This is a genomic window from Gemmata obscuriglobus (assembly GCF_008065095.1).
Lineage (GTDB): Bacteria > Planctomycetota > Planctomycetia > Gemmatales > Gemmataceae > Gemmata > Gemmata obscuriglobus.
This window is the reverse complement of record NZ_CP042911.1, coordinates 8,497,063-8,516,034: the sequence shown is the minus strand read 5'-3', so window position 1 is coordinate 8,516,034 and position 18,972 is coordinate 8,497,063. Positions and strand designations below refer to the sequence as shown.

Annotated in this window: 16 protein-coding genes; 4 read left to right on the top strand and 12 right to left on the bottom strand. The window is 68.3% G+C overall.

Translation table 11 applies throughout. The features are described from left to right. Positions 1-304 precede the first annotated feature (304 nt). Positions 305-1,246: a HEAT repeat domain-containing protein gene (locus GobsT_RS35390; protein WP_148087991.1), complete on the bottom strand. Its 942-nt coding sequence runs from the start codon at positions 1,244-1,246 to the stop codon at positions 305-307. Positions 1,247-1,485: 239 nt separating this feature from the next. Between GobsT_RS35390 and GobsT_RS35385 the strand changes: the two genes are divergently transcribed. Beyond that, on the top strand, positions 1,486-2,337 hold the full coding sequence (locus GobsT_RS35385) for a hypothetical protein (RefSeq protein WP_010043139.1): 852 nt from the start codon (positions 1,486-1,488) through the stop codon (positions 2,335-2,337). Further along, positions 2,334-3,143 (top strand): RNA methyltransferase, encoded by an 810-nt coding sequence (locus tag GobsT_RS35380; RefSeq protein WP_010043142.1) that lies wholly within the window; start codon positions 2,334-2,336, stop codon positions 3,141-3,143. Before GobsT_RS35385 ends, GobsT_RS35380 begins: the two co-directional genes overlap by 4 nt. A gap of 500 nt (positions 3,144-3,643) precedes the next feature. On the opposite strand, the gene GobsT_RS35375 is transcribed toward GobsT_RS35380, so the two are convergent. The 9 genes from GobsT_RS35375 to GobsT_RS35335 all read right to left on the bottom strand — a co-directional run bounded on the left by GobsT_RS35375 (position 3,644) and on the right by GobsT_RS35335 (position 15,030). Then, positions 3,644-5,365 (bottom strand): hypothetical protein, encoded by a 1,722-nt coding sequence (locus GobsT_RS35375; RefSeq protein WP_010043146.1) that lies wholly within the window; start codon positions 5,363-5,365, stop codon positions 3,644-3,646. A gap of 98 nt (positions 5,366-5,463) precedes the next feature. Further along, a complete protein-coding gene (gene pilM, locus GobsT_RS35370) occupies positions 5,464-7,047 on the bottom strand; it encodes a type IV pilus biogenesis protein PilM (protein ID WP_010043148.1) in 1,584 nt (527 codons plus the stop codon). A gap of 110 nt (positions 7,048-7,157) precedes the next feature. Next, positions 7,158-8,804, bottom strand: coding sequence for a type II secretion system protein GspK (locus GobsT_RS35365; RefSeq protein ID WP_010043151.1), 1,647 nt, complete (start codon positions 8,802-8,804; stop codon positions 7,158-7,160). Next, positions 8,801-10,282, bottom strand: a complete 1,482-nt coding sequence (locus GobsT_RS35360; protein WP_063744609.1) for a prepilin-type N-terminal cleavage/methylation domain-containing protein — start codon at positions 10,280-10,282, stop codon at positions 8,801-8,803. The genes GobsT_RS35365 and GobsT_RS35360 overlap by 4 nt, the downstream gene beginning before the upstream one ends. Continuing rightward, a complete protein-coding gene (locus tag GobsT_RS35355; RefSeq protein WP_010043153.1) occupies positions 10,282-10,743 on the bottom strand; it encodes a type IV pilus modification PilV family protein in 462 nt (153 codons plus the stop codon). Before GobsT_RS35355 ends, GobsT_RS35360 begins: the two co-directional genes overlap by 1 nt. After that, positions 10,740-11,285, bottom strand: coding sequence for a pilus assembly FimT family protein (locus GobsT_RS35350; RefSeq protein ID WP_010043155.1), 546 nt, complete (start codon positions 11,283-11,285; stop codon positions 10,740-10,742). The genes GobsT_RS35355 and GobsT_RS35350 overlap by 4 nt, the downstream gene beginning before the upstream one ends. Positions 11,286-11,315: 30 nt before the next feature. Then, positions 11,316-11,780, bottom strand: coding sequence for a prepilin-type N-terminal cleavage/methylation domain-containing protein (locus GobsT_RS39165; RefSeq protein WP_010043157.1), 465 nt, complete (start codon positions 11,778-11,780; stop codon positions 11,316-11,318). 139 nt (positions 11,781-11,919) lie between these two features. Beyond that, the gene (locus tag GobsT_RS35340; RefSeq protein WP_109571397.1) at positions 11,920-13,131 is read right to left on the bottom strand and encodes a type II secretion system F family protein; all 1,212 of its coding nucleotides are present in this window, start codon (positions 13,129-13,131) and stop codon (positions 11,920-11,922) included. Positions 13,132-13,260: 129 nt separating this feature from the next. Continuing rightward, positions 13,261-15,030 carry a GspE/PulE family protein gene (locus GobsT_RS35335; protein WP_010049246.1) on the bottom strand — a complete coding sequence of 590 codons (1,770 nt, stop codon included), beginning with the start codon at positions 15,028-15,030 and terminating at the stop codon, positions 13,261-13,263. Between the two features lie 517 nt (positions 15,031-15,547). Between GobsT_RS35335 and GobsT_RS35325 the strand changes: the two genes are divergently transcribed. Then, a complete protein-coding gene (locus GobsT_RS35325) occupies positions 15,548-16,780 on the top strand; it encodes an ISKra4-like element ISGob7 family transposase (protein ID WP_232068452.1) in 1,233 nt (410 codons plus the stop codon). Positions 16,781-16,825: 45 nt separating this feature from the next. Here the strand turns inward: GobsT_RS35325 and GobsT_RS40730 are convergent, their stop codons facing one another. Further along, positions 16,826-17,221: an ISAs1 family transposase gene (locus tag GobsT_RS40730; protein ID WP_232068475.1), complete on the bottom strand. Its 396-nt coding sequence runs from the start codon at positions 17,219-17,221 to the stop codon at positions 16,826-16,828. Positions 17,222-17,249: 28 nt separating this feature from the next. Next, positions 17,250-17,972: an ISAs1 family transposase gene (locus tag GobsT_RS40725; protein ID WP_010035860.1), complete on the bottom strand. Its 723-nt coding sequence runs from the start codon at positions 17,970-17,972 to the stop codon at positions 17,250-17,252. A gap of 182 nt (positions 17,973-18,154) precedes the next feature. On the opposite strand from GobsT_RS40725, the gene GobsT_RS35310 reads away from it, so the two are divergent. Beyond that, on the top strand, positions 18,155-18,943 hold the full coding sequence (locus GobsT_RS35310; protein WP_010049248.1) for a DUF1571 domain-containing protein: 789 nt from the start codon (positions 18,155-18,157) through the stop codon (positions 18,941-18,943). Positions 18,944-18,972: the final 29 nt, after the last annotated feature.

The following is an 18,972-nucleotide window of genomic DNA, read 5'->3' as shown; positions in this document are numbered from 1 at the left end:
CGGGCCGCGAGCGCGTATTTTCGACATGTTAACCGTTGTCGGGCTGTGACGCGCCCGGGCGGGCGGATTTTTCTCCGCTTTTCCGCTGCGTCCGACCGAACCGTCGGAACCCGCGGCCTTTGCCCGCTCATCCGGTTTCGCCACCGCTTCCGAATCTTGCGCCATTGTTCGGCTCGTGCCGATCAGCACAATTGATACGATCGGTGAAGGCGAGCGAGAGTCGACAGAACGTCGATGAGATGGGAGTGGGGCGCCGAGGGTCTTCCCGGGCGCCCCTGAAACGATCGTGGCTCGATCCGTGCGATCACTTCTTCTGCCAAAAGGCCGCGTTCTGGATGGTGCTCTCGAACCAACTCGGCTCGGGGGCGATCGTGACGCCGGCCTGAACGACCTCGTTCCACTGCTGCGGGTCCGGCGGGAGCCGCTTGCCCGTCAGCTTCATGAGCCCCGCGTGCGACTGCCGGGCGAGCACCACGTCCTTGCCGGCCTGCTGCTTGAGCACCTCCGCCAGCGCCGCCACGGCTTCGGGCTGGCGGCACTCGCTCAGCCCGCGCACCGCCGCCTGGCGCACCTCGGGGTCGTCGCCGCCGGGGGCCGACGCGTCCGCCCCGCCCGCGCCCACGACCACCGCCAGGAACCGGGCCGCTTCGGGCTTGTGAGTCCGCCCGAGCGACTCCAGGCACCGGCACCGCAGGGCCGCGACGGTGTCGGGCGCGTACCCGGCCGGCCCCTTCAGCGGGCCGATCTCCAACCCCGTGCGGGTCGGCAGCCGGCCGGCGCTGGCCCCGGCCGGCACCACCGCGGAGCGCTCCGCCGCCGGCTTCGGCGCCGCCCGCTCCGCGTCGGTCAGCCCGTCGGCCGTTTGGTACGCGCTGATGAGCACCTTCATCGCGCGCTCGTCCTCGAACCGCCCGAGCGCCTCAATGGCCGCGAACCGCAGCACCGGGCTGGGGTCGCTTGTCGCGGCCCGGGTGAGGATCTCCATCATCTGGTCCTGGTCTTCCTGCGAGCCGCCGTTGCGGGCCGGCTCCTTGAGCCGGTGCATCGCCTTGGCGCGGTCGTCGCCGGTGCGGTCCGGGCCGCCGCGGAGCACCGTCACCGGGTCCTCGGGCACGACCACGTTGCGGACCGTCTTGTACGGGGCCTCGCGGAACTGGCGGCTGGTGACCGCGTCCCACATGTTGGCGCAACCGGTCGGCAACAGGGCTGCGACGGCCGCGGAGGCTATGGTCAGTGCCCGGTACAAGTTTCCCCCGGCCCGCGGACGGGCGTGAGCAACCGAAGATCGCTTGGCGTGCGGCCGGAATAGCGACCCGCCGGGGGGAGGTCAACCGCGGTCTCGGGCCGCCCGCCCCTTGCCCCGCGCGGGCCGCGCGGATAGCGTGTTGGCGTCGGTCGGGGCGTAGAACCCGGCCGAGGGCCTGCGGGAACGCCCCTGGCTCTGGAGTTCCGAACCGTTCCGAAGTCCCTCCGGGCGAGGCCGCCGTGACGTTGCTCCTGGTGTTCGTGCTGCTGACCGGTGGCCTGTCCGCGCTGTTCCTGGGCGTCTCGATCGTGGCGCAGGGGTACCTGTACCAGGAGGCAGCGTCGCGGCTGCCGGTGCGGGCCGCGGTCGGGGGGCTCTTGCTCGGCGGGTTCATTACCTTCTGGTCGGCGCTCGACAAGTCGAACCCCGGGCGGTACGACACGTTCTTCAACTTCGCCCCGTACAGCACGGCCGAGTTCACGGAGTTCGAGGCGGTGCGGTGGCCCGCGGTGGCCGGCGTGCTCCGGACCGACGCGAGCGGGAAGACGGTCGAGGAGGTCGTAAAGTTCAAACGCGCGCCGGGGGGCACCCAGTTCCTCCGCGAGGGCACCGGCGAGCCGTTCATCATGAACGGGAGCGACAACTCCGGGTCGTTCATGACCGGGGCGATCCGCCTGAAAGGGCCGGAGGACCCGGCCCCCGTTCGCTACAACGCGATCGTCAAGGAGACCGCGGGCGGCAAGTCGAAGAGCTACACCCCCGAGCGGCGGTTCAACGAGGAGAACGGCAGCCGGTACGTCGAAGCGGTGCAAATGGGAACCCTGTTCGTGCCGAGCAACAAGACCGTGTTTCTGGCGCTGCTGCTGAACTTCGTGCTGCTGGTGCTGTGGCTGGCGGTGACGTGGCCGGTGCTGCGGTACTCGCTCGCGCACGCGCTCGGGCTGACCGCGGTGGGCACACTCGTCACCATGCTGGTGCTGATGCCGCTGCTGTTCCGGTTCAACCGGCCCGCCGCCAAACCGGCCCCGGCCCCCGCGCCCGCAACCACGTCCGTGCCGGTCGTTACGGGCGCGCCTAAAATCGCTTCATGACCGACCTTCTGACCCGGTGCCGCGTGGTTCTGGTGCGCCCGCACTACGCGGGCAACCTCGGTGCCACCGCGCGCGTGATGCGCAACTTCGGACTGTCCGACCTCGTGCTGGTCGCGCCCTACGCGTCCACCGGCGACCTCGACGCCCGCCGGATGGCGACGCACGGGCTCGCGGTGCTCGACGCGGCCCGCGTGGTGCCCGATCTCGGCGACGCGCTCTCCGACTGCGTGTTCTCCCTCGCCACGTCCTCGCTCACGGCCGGCGTGTTCCGCTCCGGAACGATCGGCACCGCGGCCGAGCAGATGCCCGAACTGCTCGCGGCGGCCGAGGCCGGCCCGGTGGCGGTCGTGTTCGGCCCGGAGCCGCACGGGCTGAGCAACGAGGAGATCGGCCGCTGCCACGGGCTGGTGAACGTCCCGTCCGACCCCGCGTCCGGCTCGCTCAACCTCGCACAGGCGGTCGCGATCTGCTGCTACGAGTTCCGAAAGGCGTGGTCGAAGCGGCTCAACGACGCCCGCGGCAAGCCCGAGATCCCCGAGCGCGCGGTGGCCCCGTTCGCCGACCAGGACCGGATGTTCGAGCACCTGCGGCACGCGCTCACCGAAGTGGGCTACCTGTTCGGCGAGAAGGGCGATTCGCTGATGCACGCCATCCGCCAACTCGTCGGCCGGGCAATGCCGACGCCACAAGAAGTGAAGATCCTGCACGGCCTCGCGCGGCAACTGCTGTGGGCCTCGCGCCAGATGAAGCGCGACGGCGACACCGACGCGCCCGAAGCGGACCGACGCGACAAGTCCGACGGGTGAAGCGACGCGCGTCTCGTGTTCAACCGGCCCCGGTCGTCGGCACATCGGATATCCTCGCTCGCCTTTTTTCGCCGCGGCACTTCCGGCAGTCCGCGGCTCTACCGGCTGATGTCAAGCGGCAGTAACGGCCGCGCGGCTACCCGAAAGGCAAAGCCGTGCGTGCGAGATAAATTGGACGCAAGTGACGGAACGGGAAGCTATTGCGTCCGTTGTCCGGCTTCTATTCGAGCAGTCAGTGCCGGGCCTGCAAAGCGGATCTACAGACTGGGAGGGTGGGGGATTTGTGGGTAGCAACACGCCAGCAAATGATCAGCGAACAGCCAGTCAGGTGCCAGCGAATGTCCCGTCCGTGACCCGGCAGTTGCCCCGGTTGAGTTGCTGTAACGGAGTCAGCACCGCAGGAAGGGCACTTTCACCGTAAAGGGGCGAAAACCACCACACCACAGCGTCGTACAGAGCGGCCCCACAAGATGAGGGGCCGCTCTGTGCGAGAAGCCTCATTACTGGTTCACGGCAATTTCGAGCATCGGGCCGCTGTCGGCCGCCTGCTTGAGGACCTTCTGTGCGTCCCGCTCGCTCAGCGGTCCATCCTTGGTCATCGTGTAGAGCGACTGCCCGACGGTCCAGCGGTAGAGTTTCGGTGCGCTGGCGACGATCCCGGCCCCGGACGCCATGTTCCCGCCCATTGCCGCCACCGGGTTCGCCGGCCCCTGCTTCGGGGGCGTCGCGCCGCGTGGCCCACCCGGTCCGCGCGGTCGCGGGGCCTCGGTCTTCGGCGCGTCACCGCTCGGCTTCAGGTCTTCCAGGATCAGCCCCTCGCCGTCCACCCCGATCACCTTGAAGGTGCGTTTGGTCCCGCTGCTGTCGTCCGAAATCAGCAGCACCCCGCTCTTGTCGACCTCATCTTCCTTCTTCTTGTCCTTGATGTAGTAGAACTTACCGACGGTAACCTTCTTGCCCTCGATCTCGATCTCATACCGCTGCCGGTTGGCCCCGTCGCGGATCGCGGCGGACGCGGTGCCGTCCTCGTGACGGATCGTGAGCATGGTCAGGATGATCGCGTGTGACACGTCGTCTTTGATCGGCGGCGTGACTATTGGGGTCTCCGGTTCCGGCTCCACCTTCACCCGGAACGTGGTCCGGGCCTCTTTGCCTTCGGCGGATTTGGCGATCACCTCGACCTTTGCCGTTCCCTCACCCGCGGAAGTCTTGGGCAGTTCGAACGTCGGCCCCCGCCCCTTGATCTCGCCCTCGGGCAACGGCTGGCCGGACACGTTCGACACGATCATCCGGTACGTGGCGCCCGCCGCCCCTTCGCCCTTCGCCGCCAGCTTCACCGTTGCCGCCCGGGTGTCGTTCTGCTTGACGGTCACATCTTTGACCGGTTCCAGCGAGAACGGCGGCGGCGGCGGGAGCGGGCCGTTGAACGGGTCCTTGAGCACGATCAGGCTGTAGTCGCGGGGCTTGGTGGCGAGCACCGGCAGGGACGGCCGGGCCGACGCCCCGCGCCCGATTTCGGTGTTGCGTTCCAGCACCTGTTGCAGCCCGCCGCCGCCGGCCGCGGCGAACGCGCTGGGCACCGCGATCAGCGTGCGCCGGTACTGGGGTCCGGTCGTCATCCCCTCCACGATGATCGCTTCCGTGGTGAACTCGAGCGTCAGGTCGTTGCGCTTCACCGGCCCTTTCGCGTTCTCGTCGTCCTTTTTCAGGTTGAAGTGGGTGATCTGGTGCAGCAGGTTAAGCTCGTAGTACGCCTTAAGGACGTCGCGCACCACCCACATGTCGGCCTTCCGAACCACCACCGTGTAGGCCAACTTGGTGTACATCGGCTTGCCCTTGGACAGCTCGGGCACGCCGCGAGCGCTGTTGTCCACCGCCTTCACGTTGATCGCGGCTTTGATCTCGCCCCTGGGCACGCCCGCCTCCTCGGCGGTGTGGATCGCCCGACCGATCAGCGACTCCAGCGCGACGAAGTACTCCTGCTTGGCGATGGTCTGATCGGCCGGCAGGCTCTGGACCTGCTGGACCTTGAGCATTTTGAGCTTGGCGTCCTGCTGGTCGGCTTTTTCGCGGAGTTCCGCAATTTCGCCTTGCAGCTCGGCCTCCGCGGCCCGCCCCTTCAGGATCGGATCGTACACGAAAAAGTAGCCGCCGAGTATCCCCACGATCAGGGCCGTGGCGCCGATCAGCAGGAGGGCCATCTTTTGGTCGCGCGGGGTCATCGGTCGGCCTTCTTCGCGGTGGTTCGGTGCGTCTCACCCGATCCGGCTGGCGGTCCGGGCGTGTTGTTTTTTGGTGTCGGCGGTGCGGCGCGCTGTCGTCACTGGGACGCGGGCAGCCCCCAGCTCCGTTTCGGCGGGGTGAACTTCGGCGCACGGTCGTACTTGTTCGGCTCGCGGTAGTTCACCTGGGTCTTCACCGTGAACCCTTGCGTGTGCTTGCTCGAACCGGAGCTGGTCAGAGCGCCGCCGCCGGTGGGGTTGGTGCCGATGTAGTACTTGTTGACCACCTTGCCCGCCTCCGGGCGCGGGTTGTCGTTCTCGAACGCGGACACCAGGTCGTGGACCGGCGGCCCGGCGACCGCGGCGACCCGCAGCTCCACGTTCGCTTGAACGGGCTGCTTGCCGTCCTTCGTGATCTGGCCCGGGGTGGACTTGATTTCGGTGACCCGGATGCTGTCGTCGCCGGGCATCCGGTCCGCGAGGTCGTGCAGCTCGTCCAGGTACACGACCCGGCGCTTGGTCCACGCGTCGATCGCGTCGGCCTGCTTCGCGCCGGCGGCCCCCTTCTCGATCCGCCCTTTCAGCTCGTCCCGCTCGGCGGCGAGTGCCTCCACCCCGCCGACGGCCCAGTCCCGGAGCAGCACCCCGACGGCGAGGCTCCCGCCCACCAGCAGGACGGCCGCGAGCGCGGCGAACAGGAGCCGGCGCTTCCCGGGGTCGCCGGTGGTCCGCGGCTGGCGGGGCGAGGCGAAGTTGATCGGCAGGTCGGCGGCGTGGGCCTTGGCCGCGAGCAGCCCGACGGCGCCGGCGAACCGCCCGCGGAGGTGCTCCGGAACCTTCGGCACCGCCCCGGCGAGCGGATCGTAGTCGTGAACCGGCACGCCCAGCGCGGTCTCGAGCCGCCCGGCCCAGCCCGGGCCGACCTCGGCGAGGTACACGGCCGTGATCGGGTGCCCGGGGTGCTGGCCCGCGTAGACGGTGAGGTTGCGCCGCAGTTGCGCCACCAGCATTGCCTCGCTGACCATCACCGGCGCCGGGATCGCGAGCGTCAGCACCATCTCGCCGCCGCGGACCACCGTGAACTCGCCCCCGCCCGGGCCGAGCGTGAGCGCCGCAACCGTGTCCGTTTTCTGCTCCGGCGCGGGCGCTGCGCCGAGCGCGAACGCCCGGCCCAGCCCCGCCGCGACGGCATACGGGCGCGGGGTGGCGCCGGCCAACTTCAGCCCCGCGGCGGTGGTCATCGCCGTAATCGCGTTGAGCACGTCCTTGCGGAGCATCACGGCCATCGCGCGCCGCTCGCCCGCCCCGGCGCTCGTATCCCCAATCGGCACGTAGTCGAGGACCACGTCGTCCGGGGACTCGGACATCTCCTTGACGGCCTGGAACCGGATGACCGCGGGCTCGTCTGCCGGCGGCACCGGCGGGTGCCGGAGTTCCTTGAGGATGACCCGGTCGCGGCCGACCGATACGAGCACCGGCGCGGGCGCGATACCGGCGTCCTTGAGCTTCGCGCGGAGGGCCTCGCCGAACGACTTCGCGGTTTCGGCCGACAGCGGCGGCGGCGGTTCCTCGTCCGTGTTGGTCCAGGCGAGCGCGTGGAGCACTTTCGCGCCGCCGCGGGTGCCCCCAGATACGGCGTACACGCCGCCCGCTTCCAGATCGATCGCGATGAAGTTGGACACTTGGCGTCTGGGTGTTTGGCGTTTGGATGTTCAGTATTTGGCGTTCCGCGTTTAGCGGGTGCGCCGGCTTTCGCGGCACGGCGGGCACTCGGCCCCGATCCCGAAACACGTCATGGCTTCGTCACTTTCGCGGGATCGAACCCGCGCGGGCTGTCGAGGTCCGTGAGGTCGCGAACGAACAGGAACCGCGGGGCCCCCTGGTTCGTATCGACCACCGCCTCCATCCGGGCCACCGGGCCGCCCTCCAGGAAGTACCCGATCGACTGCACCCGGTAGACCATCGTGCTGCCGGTGATGTACTTCTCGTACGCCTTGAACATCGCGGGCGTGATCCCGGCGGACGTGATTACCCAGGCGGCCGACTGGTACGCCGGGTCGCCCGGCAGCACGCTCGCTCGCGCCGTGATGATCGCGTCCGCGTCGGCGTCGGTCATGCCGGGGATCGCCATCAGCACCTCGCGCGGCGCCGTGTTCACGTTGATCCGCGGCACCAACTCGACCGCCTGCTTGGTGGTGGTGCGGTCCATCAGGGTCGCGAGCAGGGTCGCGCGTTTGGTGGCGTCGCTCAGCGGCGAGTACGCGACCACGTCCGGGTCTTCGTCCTTCGCGTCCGCGGCCCGGGGCAGGGTGATGCTGGTGTCCACGAGGTCCAGCAGCGATTTCACCCGGTTCCCGCCGGTAAACGTGTTCGCCATCTTCGTCGACACCGCGGCCTGCAACTCGTCGAGCGTCGCGGCCCGCTTGGCCCGCTGGGACGTACTCCCCGTATTCCCGCCCGTCTGAACGGTCGCGTTCAGGCGAACCGTTGCGCCCGAGGTCGCGTTCGTGCCGCTGAGTGTCACGCGTGTACTCGTGCTGGCCGCGGTCACGGTGAACAGCTTCGACGCGAGCACGTAAGCGGTCAGTTCGTCCCCCAACTGCGGCCCCAGTTGCTGCTGGAGCGTCGTGAGGTTGTCGCCGTTGAGGTACGTCCGCACCTGCCCGTCGGACGCGACGTTCAGCTCGCGCCCGTATACGGTGAGGTAATCGGCCCACCCGCCGTCCTGGCTGTCGTCCCCGTCGTCGTACACGCCGTTGCGGTTCCGGTCCCCGCCGTACAGCAGGTCCGGGGTGATCCCCTGAACCAGCAGCAGTTCGTCGAGCGAGTTCAGCGGCCCGTTCTTCGCCTTGTACGGGTTCGAGCGGGAACCGTACTCGGCGGATTCGGCCCCGCTGGCGCGTTTCGTGTCGTCGGCGTCCACCCAGTCGACGATGGCGTCGGCGATCTCGGGCGTCATGTTGGGGATCTTCAGCAGCGCGTTGTAGAGCACCTCGCCGGTAGGGTCGAGCGCGATCAGGCTGTTGATGTTGAGCTTCCCGCCCTCATCAATGACCCCGAACCGCTGCTCGCGGGTGCCGCTGGCGGTCGTGGCCACGCACCGGATGTCGAAGTACGCCGTCTTGCGTGCGGGGCCGTCGCCCCCGGCCGTTATTTCGAAGCGCTCGAAAATGTCGGGATTGTCGAACGGGTTCCCGCCCAACTCACTACTGAGCGTCTCACGGTCCGAAAGGACCGCGGCGGCGTAGTGCAACCCGGACAGCGCCGCCGACTTCGCCTGGGCGTCTTCGCCGGCTCGGGCGCCGGCCCGGTACTCCCCGCTCATCGCGTCGGCGAACCGGTACGCGACGAGGGACAGCACCACCACCACCACGAGGACGGCAAAAATGACGTACCCGGGACGCGCATCGCGTTCCGCACTTCGTGTGTGCAGTTTCATCGCCCGCCTCCGGCTCCGCCACGCCCACCGCCACCGCCACCGCCACCAGTCGCAGCCCCCCCGCGCCCGCCACCGCCGCCGCCGGCACCACCGCCACCGGTTGCGCCACCGCGGCCGCCACCGCCACCGCCGGCACCCATTCCACCGCCGCCCGCACCGCCTCCACCACCGGCCGCGCCACCACGTCCTCCTCCACCCGCGCCGCCTCCACCGCCGGTCGCACCACCACGGCCACCGCCTCCACCCATTCCACCGCCACCTCCACCCGCACCGCCTGCCGCGCCACCACGGCCGCCACCGCCTCCACCTCCGCCGCCCATTTCACCACCGGCCCCGCCACGCCCGGCACCTCCACCCATCCCGCCACCACCCGCACCACCCCCACCACCGGCCGCACCGCCACGGCCGCCGCCTGCACCACCCATACCGCCGCCAGTGCCCCCGGTCGCACCGCCAGCCGTCGCGCCACTACCGTCGGTCGTGCTGCCGGTCGTGCCGCTGTCGGTAACGCCGGTGGCACCATCAACTGGCGCCTCGACGAGTGGGACCGTGTAGGTGCCGGGCGCCGCGCGGACCGCGATCACGTGCGTCACGGTCTTCTCCACGACCTCGTTCTTGCTCAGCGGGATGCGCATCGTGAGCGTCACTTTGATCGCGCGGGGCGGCCCCAGGGGCGTTACCCCGTCCGGGCCGGGGGTCGCGCCGTCCCACTCGGTTTCCCAGGTGCCCGAGCCGTCGGTGTACTCGAACGTCAGGTCCACAACCTCTTCGGCCAGCAGAACCGCGTCCGGGGCCGACGGGTCGGGGTCGTCGTTGAGCGTGTCGCCGGTGATCCACGGGCGCTCGCGCCGGTACAGCCCGCCGCCCTCCCCGATCCAGTAAACGATCTGCCGCTGGTCGCTCCGGGCCTGATCGCCCGAATCTCCGAACCGCGTGTACGACTCCGGGGTCCGACCGGCATAAACCGTCAACTGTTTGTCGGTCCCGACCACGCCGCCCTGGAACGAGGGGCTAGCTTCGACCGCCGTTGCAGTATCGGTCGTACTGGGCGTTGAGGTGTCGGTCCCAGTGCCCGTGGAGCCAGTTGTAGTTGTCGCCCCGGCGGCACCGGTTGCCGAACCGGTAGAACCGGTGCCGCCGGTTCCGGTAGCACCGGTTGCCGACGCCGTCGAGCCGGTGTCTGTTGCGGTCAGGACCGTTCCGCCGCCCGGCGCGGCGTTCCCGCCGGACTTGGGCGGGAGGGGGGCCAGCGTGCCGCTCAGGTCCGTCGAGAACTTGTTGAACACGCCCCGGTACAGGTGCTCCACGTCGCTCGCGTCGCGGCTCACCTGGGTCTGGCGGACGGTCACCGACATGGCCATGTACAAGGCGGTGAGCAGCGCCGCCGCGAGAACGGCGGCCAGCAGCAGTTCGAGCAGCGTGAACCCGGAGCGGCGCGCGGCCCGGCATTTCACACCCGCCGGCACGGTCAGCAGCATCACGGGGTTCCTCCGGTCGTGGTCGAACTGGTGTCGGCGGGCTCTTCGGCCGGCGGGCGCTCGGCCTGGGCCGAGGAGCCGGTCATGGCCGGGTCGAAAATCATCTGCGTGAGCACGACATCGAACGATTGTCCGCTTATGGTGCGGGACACCTTGACGGTGACCTTGTACAGGTTGGGCGGGCCGGCCGCTTCCGGCGTCACCGCGTAGGCCCAGCCGGCGTCGTCGTTCTCGAACTGCCCCGTCGCGGGGCTGTCGAGCGGAACCGTTCCGGCCTCGACTTCGGCCATTTTGCTCTGCGCCAGCCTGGCGCCGCGGGTGGACGCGCGGGCGTAGTCCCCGTGCTGCGACCCCACCTCCACGAGCCGGTTGACCGCGGCCAGCGCGAACATCAGAATCGCCAGCGCCAGCAGCACCTCGATCAGCGACAGCCCGGGGCGCGGGGCGGGGCGGCGAATCATTTCCGGTTCTCCGGGGCGGCGGTCACGATGCGTGCGGTGGCGTTCAGCCCGCGGATGTTCACCCGGACCACCGCGTTGGGGTTGTCGCGGTCCCGCACGCCGATTGTGAGGGTGTCGTCCAGGCAGGTGCCCGCCGGCAGCACGACGGCGATCGTCTGCCAGCCGTCCGGAGAGACCGACGAGGACGGGTCGGAGAGGATTTCGGCGGTCGCCCGCTCGAACTCGAAGTCCACGGCGACCGAGGCCCCGTCCGGGTGGTCGGTCGCCGCAGCGCCGGCGAAGTCGTCCCCGTCCGGGGCGCGGCGGAGCCGGTTGCCGGCCGCGTCAATGGCGAGCCGGTACGGGCGGTTCTCGAGTGCGGCCCGCGACCGGGCGGCCCCCAGTTCGGTCCGGATCGCGTCCACCGCGGCGTACTGCCGGGAGTCCCCGCGGACCGTGTTCATGCCCGGCAGGATGACGGCGGCCAGCAGGATGAGCACCGCCATGACGAGCAGCACTTCGAGCAGCGTGAAGCCGCGGCGGCGGGCGGTGCGGGTGGTCACGGCAACCGCTCCTCAGGGTACCGGGGCAGGTTACTGGTTCACGCGGGACTTCGCGCCAGCCCCGAACTGGCTGATCTTCGTCCCGTCCGGGGCGGTCGTGTACACGAGGATGTACGGCGTGATGCCGTCGTCCTTGACCGCGTTCATGGCCTGATAGCGGTTGCCCCACGGGTCGATGAGGCTCCGCTCCCCGTCCGGCAGGAACGACGAGGACCACCCCGGGTTCGCCAGGGCTTCCAGGTTCTGCGGGAGCCGCTCGTCGTCCGAGGTGCCCGGGTTGGACACGCTCGTGCTGTACAGGTCAACGGCCTTCGAGATGGTGGCGCACCCGGTGATGGCGGTGCCCTTCTTGGCTTCCATCATTTGCTTCGGCACGGCGACCGCGGCGATGGTGGCCAGGATCACGAGGATCGCGACGACCACCAGGACTTCGATCAGGGTGAACGCCTCGCGGCGGCGGGCCGGCGAGGGGCGGCGGGTCGTGGTCAGCAGCATGGGTCGGAACCTCATTCGGTAGGAGCGGACGGCGGCTTGCGGCCTACAGTCAGTATATCCCGCGGGACGGTTAACCCGCCATGAGAAGGCGCGGGCGGGGCACCCGCCCGCGCCTTCTCGTGGCGATTGTACGAGCGGCTCAGTCCAGGGTGTTGCTCAGCTTGAACACCGGCATCAGCAGCGCCACCGCGATGGTGCCCACCACCGCGGCCATGCACAGGAGCATCAGCGGCTCGAGCAGCTTCACCATGAGCTCCAGGTTCCGGGCGGTCCGCTTGTCCAGGCCGTCGGCCACGTCCACCAGCACCTTTTCGAGGGTGTTCGCCTCCTCGGCGATCGTGATCATCTCGACGAGGTCGTTGGGGAAGTGTCCGCTCTTGCGGAGCGGGTCGGCCAGCTTCTGCCCGGCGGTCACGTTCTCGGCCGCCTTCTCGATGGACGCGGACAGCAGCTTGTTGCCGGTCGAGTCCTTGGCGATGGTCAGCGACTTCAGCAGCGGGATGCCGTTGTGCAGCATGGTCCCCAGGATGCGACAGAACCGGGACAGGGCCAGCCCCATGAACACCGGGCCGAACAGCGGGAGCCGGATCTTGATCCGGTCCAGGAGCATGCGCCCGTCGGGCGTCCGCGACCACCACCGGAACGCGAGCGCGGCGCCGCCGACCGCGAGCAGCACCAGCCACCAGTAGCCCTGGATGAAGTGGCTCACGTCCAGCAGCAGGGACGTGATGTCGGGCATCTGGTCCTTTTCCTTGAGCTTCTCGAAGATGGGTTCGAATTTGGGCACGAAAAACACCATCAGCACGGCGACGACGCCGGCCCCGGCCAGCGCCAGGAACACCGGGTACGCCATCGCGCCGACCACCTTCGATTTCAGGTCCTCCTGGTGCTCGACGAACGCGGCGATGCGCTTGAGCACGTCCTCGAGGAACCCGCCCTCCTGGCCGGCGCGGACCATGCTGACGGCCAGCTCGTTGAACACCTTGGGGTGCGCGGCCATCGACTGCGCCAGCCCGGTGCCGTCGGCCACCCGGGCGCGCACGTCGCGCAGCACGGACTGAAGCAACTTGTTGGTGCTCTGGCGCTCGAGCAGCTCCAGCGACCGGAGCAGCGGCACGCCGGAGTGCAGCAGGTCGGCGAGCTGGGCGTACATGGTCGCCACCTGGCGCCCGCTGACCCCCGCGAAGAACCCGCCGGCGCTGGCCGCCTGGTTCTTGGCCAGGTTGATCTTGAGCGGGAACAGCCCGCGGCCGTCGAGGATCAGCGCCGCCTCGCGCTCGCTGTTGGCGGTGAGCGTCCCGGTGGACTTGGCCCCGGTCCGGGCGAGCGCTTCGTAGGTGAAGTCAGGCATAGCGCGAATTCGGAATGCGGAGTTCGGAGTGCGGAACGAAAACAAAGTCCCAAGCCGCGTACAGGCTGATTGCGAAACGCGAAACTCGGCGCGTGTTCTCACTCCGAATTCCGAACTCCGCGTTCCGAATTATGAGATGTCGCCCGCGGTGGTGCGGGTCACCTCGTCGACGGTGGTGGTGCCGTTGAGCACCTTGCGCCACCCGTCCTGGCGGAGCGTGATCATCCCGGCCTTGAGCGCCTCCAGGCGGATGACGCTCGAGTTCACCCGCTGGACCACCAGCTCCTTCATCACGTCGTTGTTGAGCAGCAGCTCGTGGATGCCGGTCCGGCCTCGGTACCCGCCCTGGCGGCACGCGCGGCACCCCGTCCCCTTCCACAGCTTCCCGTCGGCCGCCGGGCCGGTGTTCATCATCTCCACCAGCCCTTGCTGGATCGCGATGTCCGGGGCCGGCTGCGGGGCGCCCTTGCGGCCGGGGAAGTCCAGCGGCAGCTCGTCCGGGTCGGGCACGTAGGTGGTCTTGCAGTCCGGGCAGATGGTCCGCACCAGCCGCTGGGCCATCACCCCTTCCACCGTCGAGGACACGAGGAACGGCTCGACGCCCATGTCGATCATGCGGGTGAACGCGCTGGGCGCGTCGTTGGTGTGCAGCGTGCTGAACACCATGTGGCCGGTGAGCGACGCCTGGATCGCCATCTCGGCGGTCTCCTTGTCGCGGATCTCGCCCACCAGGATCACGTCCGGGTCGTGCCGCAGGATCGAGCGCAGCGCGTGGCTGAACGTGAGCCCGATCTTCGCGTGCGTCTGGATCTGGGAGATGCCGTCCTGGTTGTACTCGACGGGGTCCTCGACCGTGATGATCTTGGTGACCTCGTCCTTGATCTCGTTGAGCGCGGAGTAGAGGGTCGTGGACTTCCCGGACCCGGTGGGGCCGGTGACGAGGACGATCCCGTGGGGCCGGTCGATGACCTGCTTGAACTTCCCGTAGATGTCCGGCAGCATCCCGCAGTTCTTGAGGTTGAACGACATGCGGCCCTTGTCGAGCAGCCGCATGACGATCCCCTCGCCGTGGATCATCGGGATGATGGACACGCGGACGTCGATCTCGCGGCCCTGCACCTTCATCTTGATGCGGCCGTCCTGCGGGAGCCGCTTCTCGGCGATGTTGAGTCGCGCCATGATCTTCAGGCGGCTCACGATCGCCAGCGCGAACCGGTTGATCTCCGGCGGCAGGTTCTGGTTCTGCAGCAGCCCGTCGATCCGGTAGCGGATGCGGATGCCCTTCTCTTCCGTCTCGACGTGGATGTCGGAGGCGCGCTCGTTCGCCGCCTCCACGAGGATCTGGTTCACGAGCTTGACGACCGACGCCTCCTGGGCGGCCTTCGCCATCTCGGAGTCGTCGGTCTCGAGCGCCTCGAGCAGCTCGATGTCGTCCTGGTTCTTGGCCTCCTCGGCGAGCGCCGCGACGGTGTCGCCGCCGACCCCGAAGTGCTGCTTGATGAGGCGGGTGATCTCGCGGGCCGGGGCCAGCACCGGCATCACGTGGAGCCCGGTGAGCGTCTGCAGCTCGTCGAGCGCGTACACGTCGAACGGGTCGCTGGTGGCGACGATCAGGGTGCCGTTGTGCCGCGCGACCGGCATCAGGTTCTTGCGGTGGACCAGCTTCTGCGGCATGGCCGCGAGCACGTCCTTTTCGATCTTCGCGTGGGACAGGTCCACCTGTTCGAGGCCGAACTCCTCGGCCAGGACCGGCAGGAGCGCGTCCTCGCGAACGAAGCCCTTGTCGATCAGGACCTGGTGGGGCGGGTAGTCGGGGCTGGCTTTGATCGCTTCGCTGGCGCGGAACCGGTCGCCCTCGGGGAGCAGGCCGCGGTGAACGAGGGTCTGAAGTAGTTGCATAGTGATACCTACCTCCGCCCACACGAATCCGTTGGCGGGTGGGGATCGTTACCTGTGGTGTGTCGGAGGTGTTTCGAGCGTAACCGATTTTACTCCGGAAGAAATGAGAACACGCTGAATCTGGGTAAACCGTAAGGGCTTACGACCGGCACGACCCGCCGCGGATTACGAGCGGAGGAGCGGATATCATCCGGGTGAGGGTTAAAACGGAAACGCGGGCTGCCGGCGCCCCCAATTCGCAGCAAAAACTGAGTCTGTAGCATCACCACCGGGACTTTAGTCCTTTTCGGGTGCGGTGCAGGGTTACGAGAGGGGTGCCCCTCTGGATTTTGGCATTTGTGAACGGTATGGGAGCCGGCTGGGGAAGCCGTGGCAATCTGGGAGGGATACTGATGCCGACGCTGACTATAGAATACAGTACCGAATCCGAACGGTTGGCCTTGGAACAACTGCTGGGCTATTTCACGGACCTGAATCGTCTGGCCCAAGAAGCTCCCGACGGCACGGTCCTGGCCGCCTGCGAGAAGCATGCACTCGATCAAGGGCGCAAACTGTTGCGGACCACACTCGGTGCCGCCTTGGGTTCACGGATCGAGAAGGACGAGCAAAAAGGGGGCGCGCCCGCACCTGCGCGAAGACGCACCCCGGGCGCTCCAAAGGACCGCACACCCGAACGGTTGTGACCGCCGTTGGTCCGATTGAGCTGGAGCGGAGGTATTTCCACTGCCCCACTTGCGGGCAAGGCGAGTTCGGAGCCGATCGCGGGCTGGGCCTCAGCGGCTACGTCACCCCGGGCGCCTGTCGGATGGCCGTCTTGCTGGGCGTCCAACAGTCCTTCGCCAAAGCCGAAGTGACTCTGGCCGAGGTGGTCGGCTGGGAATTGGACGACAACACCATCCGGCAACTCTGCCACGCCACGGCGGCCCAGGCCACCGCCACCCGGCAACACCGCTCGACCGCTGAAGTCTTCACCCGAGCCCAAGCCGCGGCCAGGACCGAGCGGCCGGTGGACAGCGAGTTGCACATCGACGCGGGCAAGGTCAACACTGTGGAGGACGGTTGGCGGGATCTCAAGATGGCCGTTTTTGCCCGGCGCGAGCGAAGTGCGCCGACCACGGCGATGGACTGGGAGGGACGCGACCTGCCAACCCCGTTGGCGCGGTCGGTGATCGCGGCCGTGGAGGAGGCGAGCCTGTTCGGGAAGCGGTGTCACGACGAGGCCACGCGACTGGAGTGGACCGATTCGAGCCAAATGACGGTACTGGGGGATGGGGCCGAGTGGTTGTGGAACGTGTCCGAGCAGCACTTCCGTGACGCGACCCAGGTCCTCGACTTCTGGCATGGGGCGGAGTACCTCGCCAGCGGGGCGAAGGCGGTGTTCGGTCCCGGGGTCCAAGCCGCGACGGCGTTTGTCCGGGGCAAGTCGAAGCTGCTGGAAGACGGATATCCCGGGTTGGTGGACTGGATCGGAGAACTGACCGGGCAGATGCCCGCCGGAGGCGACGGAGCCGCCTTGGGCGGCGTATTGAATTACTTTTGTGGCCAACAGGGGCGGTTGAATTATGCGGTGCGTTTGCGGCGGGGGCAGTCGATTGGAAGCGGGTTGGTGGAGGGAACGGTTAAGCAATTGCTCAACATCAGAATGAAACAAACTGGGGCGAGATGGAATCTGGGGCATGTGGCACCGTTTGTCGAACTGGGGGCATTAGCAGCGGGGCCGGAGTGGAAGGGGTTTTGGGAAAACCAATAACGGGCCAAAATCCAGAGGGGCACCAGGGCCTTTCCTTGATTCACTCTACGTAACTCCGATAAGTCCCTTGGCCATTGCCGGGTCCATCTGGAGCCGCTCGATCGCCTCCGGGCAACTCACCGCCTTGACCTCACGCCACAGGTGCACCACGGCGTTCCGCAGCGCCGCCAGCACCTGTGGTGCGTGCCCCATGCGCACACGACACGCGTCCTCGCCCAGTGTCACGTCACGCACGTAATGCAGTTCGTTCTCGATGCGCCAGTGCGTCCGCACATGGTTCAGGAGTGTGGCCGCATCCGCCTTCTCGGCCGACAGGCTCGTGATGCCGAAATGCACTTCGACCGTCGTTTGGCCTCGGACCGTCCGCTCACGCGTCAACTGGAAGCCCTGCTTCACCCCCGCCCACGTCGGCGAGCACGTCAGAATCGAGGTCGTTTGCAGCGTCCGCTTCTCGATGCGGCCGTGACCCTTATCGACGGTCGTGGCGATGCGGCTCGGGGCGGGCGGAGGCCGATCCCCAGGGGGAAGTGGCCGCCGCGATCGATCGGGCGGCGGTCTCGAAGGCGAACCCGGCTCGGATGTCGATCCCCAATCCGGGTTGGTTGTCCTTCACCGTGAGCACGTAGTCGCCGCCGGCCCCGACCACCTCCTCGGCCAGGTCTCGCTGGCAGAACATGGCGTCGCCGACCACGACCTTCCCTCGCAGCGGCAGAATGCCGAGGAGCGTCAAGGCGGCCTTGTGCTCGTTGGTGCTCGCATCGACCTTGACCTGGGCGAGTACGGCACCGACGGTGGGGGCGTATGCGGCCAGCAGGTGCTGACCGGGGATCGCGCCGTTGCGAGAGCCTCGAAGGGTCTTGCCGTCGATGGAGATGTGTGTGAAGGCGGCCGGGTCGACGCGGCTGGCGATCCAGTACGAGAGGACGTGCTCCAGTTGGTCGGCGTCGAAGCGTCGCAGGGTGCGGGAGAGCGTGGAAACGGCCGGGGTCTTGCCGCGTCGGAAGCCGAGGGCATGGGCGAGGGCGGGTCCGTGCTGTCGCCCGAAGCGAGCGATGCCATTGAGGCTGGTGCGCCCCATGAGCATGGCGAGGGCGACGAGTCCGAGGAAGGGGGCGAGTGGGTGGATAAGGCCGTGCTTGCTGCGGGGATCGGGAACCGCCGCCAGGGCATCGACCAGGGTGCAAGGAGACATGGGTACCTTCCTGGCTGCGAGAAGGCGCCCCACATAGCCACGTTCCCTCGTGTAAGCAAGGTGAAATAAGGAAAGGCCCTGAGAGGGGCACCCTCTTACGCGAACTGCTCTTCCCCGATCCGGGCGCGGTTGTTATGTGGCCCGCAAAGTGTCCCGATTCGGTGTCCGCGGGGGGAGCGAACATGCGCGCGAAGGCGTGGCTGGCGGTGGCGTTTGCCGGGGTACTCGGCGTGGGGGCGGTCGTCGCCCAGCCGCCGAAGGGCGGGGCGCCCAAAACCGAAGCGCCTAAAGCGCCCGAGGGTGCCAAAATTACCGACCCGCTCGCGACCATGATCGCGGAGGCGAAGGGCGCGCTGGGCAAAACCCGCGACTACACCTGCACCTTCACCCGCCAGGAGGTGGTGAAGGGCGCGCTGTCGGCCGAGCAGGTCGCGGAGATGAAGGTGCGGCTGAACCCGGGCGGCGTGTACGTGCGGTTCGCCCGCCCGGACGCGATCGCGGGCATGGAAGTCGCCTACACCGCGGCCCGCAAGAATGACAAGTTCCGGTACCGCCCGGCGGGCGTCGGCGGCGCGAAGGGGTTCCGCACCCTCGACCTGGACGACTCGAAGTTCCTGGCCGAGAACCGGCACCCCGTCGCCGACTGGACGATGTCGGCCGTCGTCGATCGCGTCGCGACCGCCGCGGCCCGCGAGAAGGCGCTGAACAACCCGGTGGAGGTCTACACGGGCGACTTCCAGTTCGCCGGCCGCAACGTGACCCGCTACGAGATCTTCACCCGCCGGCCGCACGCGTTCCGCCACGCCCACCGCACGCTGGTGTACGTCGACAAGGAAACGAAGCTGCCGCTCCGGTACGAGGCCTACGACCAGCCGAAGTCCGGCGCCGCGGTCGGCGACCTGTTCGAGGCGTACAGCTTCAGCGACGTGAAGCGGAACGTCGGGCTGGGCGAAGCCGTGTTCGACCTCTGATCGCGATCGGAACTTGTGCCGGGGCACGA

Excerpts from the sequence above, each read along its gene's own strand:
- GobsT_RS35365 (WP_010043151.1), bottom strand. The coding sequence starts at position 8,804 with ATGAAACTGCACACACGAAGTGCGGAACGCGATGCGCGTCCCGGGTAC.
- GobsT_RS35310 (WP_010049248.1), top strand. The coding sequence starts at position 18,155 with ATGCGCGCGAAGGCGTGGCTGGCGGTGGCGTTTGCCGGGGTACTCGGC.
- GobsT_RS40725 (WP_010035860.1), bottom strand. The coding sequence starts at position 17,972 with ATGTCTCCTTGCACCCTGGTCGATGCCCTGGCGGCGGTTCCCGATCCC.
- GobsT_RS35355 (WP_010043153.1), bottom strand. The coding sequence starts at position 10,743 with ATGATTCGCCGCCCCGCCCCGCGCCCCGGGCTGTCGCTGATCGAGGTG.
- GobsT_RS35335 (WP_010049246.1), bottom strand. The coding sequence starts at position 15,030 with ATGCAACTACTTCAGACCCTCGTTCACCGCGGCCTGCTCCCCGAGGGC.
- GobsT_RS35340 (WP_109571397.1), bottom strand. The coding sequence starts at position 13,131 with ATGCCTGACTTCACCTACGAAGCGCTCGCCCGGACCGGGGCCAAGTCC.
- GobsT_RS35380 (WP_010043142.1), top strand. The coding sequence starts at position 2,334 with ATGACCGACCTTCTGACCCGGTGCCGCGTGGTTCTGGTGCGCCCGCAC.
- GobsT_RS39165 (WP_010043157.1), bottom strand. The coding sequence starts at position 11,780 with ATGCTGCTGACCACGACCCGCCGCCCCTCGCCGGCCCGCCGCCGCGAG.
- GobsT_RS35360 (WP_063744609.1), bottom strand. The coding sequence starts at position 10,282 with ATGCTGCTGACCGTGCCGGCGGGTGTGAAATGCCGGGCCGCGCGCCGC.
- GobsT_RS35375 (WP_010043146.1), bottom strand. The coding sequence starts at position 5,365 with ATGACCCCGCGCGACCAAAAGATGGCCCTCCTGCTGATCGGCGCCACG.